The sequence below is a fragment of the Dyella sp. genome, assembly GCF_035508675.1.
Taxonomy (GTDB): Bacteria; Pseudomonadota; Gammaproteobacteria; order Xanthomonadales; family Rhodanobacteraceae; genus Dyella_B.
Map to the genome: position 1 here is coordinate 1 of NZ_DATJMN010000065.1, position 3,511 is coordinate 3,511.

The following is a 3,511-nucleotide window of genomic DNA, read 5'->3' on the forward strand; positions in this document are numbered from 1 at the left end:
CGCAGCACGACGCAGACGGCGATCCTCACGGCCCGCTACGGCCTCACTAACCGCATGGAATTGGAGGTGCGCATACCGTATGTGGATACGCATACCGATACGGTGAGCCGCGAGGTGCTCACCGGCTCAGCCGAGGACAACGTATTCGGTTCCAGCGGCAAGGGGCTGGGCGATATCGAGGCGACACTGCGCTATCAGCTCAACAACGGCGGCGCCGACCATGCTTATTACATCGGCTGGTTCCGGTTCAAATCGCACACCGGCACCGATCCATTCCAGGTGACGACGGATTGCGTCACGCGCTGCGTGGAGAATCTCACCGGCACGGGTTTGCCCATCCAACAGCCGACGGGTACGGGTTTCTATACCTTGCAGCCGGGCATGACGTGGTTGCTGCCATCGGATCCGGTCGTGTTCTTCGGCAATTTCAGTTATCTGTACAACGTCGAGCGTCACGACGTTTACGAGCACATCTTGCTCGGCGGCACGCAGTATCTGGGCAATGTGAAAATGGGCAATGAGGGCGACATCAGCATCGGCATGGGCATGGCCTTGAACGACAAGGCATCGCTCAGTATCGGCTACGACCAGACCTTTATCGGCAGGACGACCGAATCCGGCCAAAAACTGCCGGGCTCAACCAAGGTTTGGCTGGGGCAGCTGCTGATTGGCGGTTCGTATCGCTACAACAACAAGGAAACCTTGAATGTCACGCTGGGTGTAGGCGTCACCCGCGATACACCGGACGCCACGATCATCGTTCGCGTGCCGATGATGTTTTGATCATCATGGCGTATCGCTGAATACACGCCCAGGCACACCTGCGTGCGCAAAAACATGCCGCGCTTTGCACGGCGCGTGCACGTCGATAGCGTCTAGTATCCATCACTCCTGAGGTCGTGCGAACGCATTGCGTTGCGAGTGTGTTCGCCATGGGAGGATTCCATCGTGCGTTCTATCGCTTCAACTCCTGTTTCGCGTTGCTGCTTGTGCGCCGCGCTTGCGGTGGCCAGCGGCCCGGCATTGGCCGATAACACTAACCCCGATATTTCGCCGGCGCTCGATCGCTTCAGTCTTTGGCTCGGTGCATATGAGCCTGACAGCAGTACGACGGTGAGCGCGGGCCTGAACGATCCAGCCGTGAAGGGCAGGATCAATTTGCAACGCGATCTTGGCTTTCCCTCGCACCGGACCGAACCGCGCGTACGCCTGGATTTCCTGCTGGGCGAGAGCCAAGGTTTTTCATTCGACTACTACCGGCTCGATCAAAGCCGTACCCGCACGCTCGACGAAGCCATCGGCTTCCATGGTGATACCTTCGGGGCTTCGGCATCCGTGACCGGCCGGGTCAATTTCGATTTCGGCAGCGCGGCCTACAAATGGTGGTTTGGGCACCAGGACGACGTGTTCGGCGTGGGTGTCGGCGCGGCCTACTACCGGGTGCATGCCGGTATCAGCGGGCAGGCAACAGTCTATGGACCCTTCATTGGACAGGCTAGCGGCTATGCCTCGGCCTACACCACCCAGAATGCCTGGGCGCCGGAACTGCAGCTCGGTTGGCGGCATGCCTTCAGCAACCAGCTGCGTATGTATCTCAATGCGTCGGGCGTGAAGAAGAACGGCAGTCATCTGGGCGGCCATATTTACGATGCCGCATTGGGCCTGGAGTGGTTCCCGTGGAGCCATGTCGGTGTTGGCGCGGAATACGACTACACGCGCATTAATATTCATCAGCAGCATCACACATACAACGACGATATCGCCATGCGCATGGATGGGCCATCGGTGTTTTTGCGCGTGCGATTCTAAGCGGCTTCCCATGCCTCTCCACAGAGCGGGGAGAGGCATGGGTGCGTGCTTCGACCAGAGTCGCCAGTCAGAATCCTTCGGCCTTCATCGCCGCCTGCACGCCGCTATCGGCCTGCATGCGCGCAAAGAACGCGTCGAGGTGCGCAAGGCCGGTGAGATCCACCTGCTTGCCCTTGGCCCAGCGCAGCACCACGAACAGATAGGCATCGGCCACCGAGCGATGCCCGGTCAGCCACTCGCGCTCAGCCAGTTGCGCGTTCAAACGCTCGAAATGCCCCCGCAAATGTCGGCGCGCCGTATCTTGCACGGCGGCATGCAGCGCTTCGTCGGCGATGAAACGCTGCGGACCGAACACCGGTTTGAAGGCGGCATGCACGTCGGCGTTGAGGTAGCACAGCCAGCGATTCACTTCCGCGCGCTCGCGCGGCGAACCGTCGCCGCCCAGTTTCGCTTCCGGAAAACGGTCCATCAGGTAATTGAGGATGGCGACGTTCTGGGTGAGTGTCCAATCCTCGTCCACGACCAGGGCGGGCACCTGTCCGGAAGGATTGAGTTTGAGATAGTCCGGCGACTGCAGCGCTTCGCGGGCGACCGGTTGTGCTTCGTACGGCTGGCCGATCCATTCGAGCGCAATGTGATCGGCCATCGAACAGGCGCCGGGCAGGTAATACAGTTTCATGGCAACTCCATGCTGAGGGGGTGGCCGCGCAGTGTGGCGTGCGCTGCATCAGGCCTCAAGCCTGCGCCGCCGGTTGAGCAGGTAGCCGCTGGCACACACGATGACAGCCAGGCCGATCTCCAGCACGTGCTTCATCCAGCCATGCGTGTCGAACCAGGCGCGCCACAGCGGTTCGTGACTGATCATGCGCCCTGCGGTCCATGCGATCGCTGCCGCGCCGGCATAGACGATGACCGGAAAGCGTTCGATCAGCTTGAGGATCAGCGTTGAACCCCACACGACCAGCGGAATGCTGATCAACAGGCCGATCACCACCAGGCCCATGTGTCCTTTGGCGGCGCCGGCAATGGCCAGCACGTTATCCACGCCCATCAGCACGTCGGCCACCACGATGATGCGCAGTGCCGACCAGAAGCCTACAGCTGCCGCGACGGAGCCGTGTTCGTCATGCGCGGGCTTGAGCAGCTTCCAGGCGATCGGCAGCAACAACACGCCACCGGCCAGCATCAACCCCGGCAGCTCCAGCAGATACACCACGATCACGGTGAGCAGAATGCGCACCGCAATGGCGCCTAGCGTGCCCCAGATGACGGCGCGCTTTTGCAACGAGCGGGGGAGATTGCGGGCAGCGAGAGCGATCACGATGGCGTTGTCGCCAGCCAGCACCAAATCCAGCAGGACGATGGTGAGCAGATCGGAAAGCAGGTGGGTAGGGAGCGTCATGCGAGGTTCCTCGGCGCGCGGGACTCAAGCGGCGACGACAGGACGCACGCCGGTCCCGTCATCACCGCAAAAGTCTCGTTCTCAGCCCTAAGCCGCTGTGGCGCCCGGAGCGATGCTTCGCTCGTGATGACGATCGCCGCACGGATGCGGTTGTGCCGCATCCGGAACTACTCCCCTTTGGGTGGTGCAGGGATTCTCGGCGTCAGGGCAGGACAGGTCAAGCGCACGCTGCATGTCCCATCAGGCGATCCCCCGCTACAATTTCGCTTTTCCTTTACCGCGAGATCCCCATGAGCGCGC

3 protein-coding genes and 1 pseudogene are annotated in these 3,511 nt (G+C 61.3%); 2 read left to right on the plus strand and 2 right to left on the minus strand.

Translation table 11 applies throughout. The annotated features are described in order from the left end of the window. Positions 1–783: pseudogene (locus tag VMA74_RS03950) on the plus strand (acetate kinase); the annotation flags it as partial. 165 nt (positions 784–948) lie between these two features. Next, the gene (locus VMA74_RS03955; RefSeq protein ID WP_325365021.1) at positions 949–1,809 is read left to right on the plus strand and encodes an autotransporter outer membrane beta-barrel domain-containing protein; all 861 of its coding nucleotides are present in this window, start codon (positions 949–951) and stop codon (positions 1,807–1,809) included. Between the two features lie 67 nt (positions 1,810–1,876). On the opposite strand, the gene VMA74_RS03960 is transcribed toward VMA74_RS03955, so the two are convergent. Further along, a complete protein-coding gene (locus tag VMA74_RS03960) occupies positions 1,877–2,488 on the minus strand; it encodes a glutathione S-transferase N-terminal domain-containing protein (RefSeq protein ID WP_325365023.1) in 612 nt (203 codons plus the stop codon). A 48-nt stretch (positions 2,489–2,536) separates the two neighbouring features. After that, positions 2,537–3,211 (minus strand): TerC family protein, encoded by a 675-nt coding sequence (locus VMA74_RS03965; RefSeq protein WP_325365025.1) that lies wholly within the window; start codon positions 3,209–3,211, stop codon positions 2,537–2,539. Positions 3,212–3,511 lie beyond the last annotated feature (300 nt).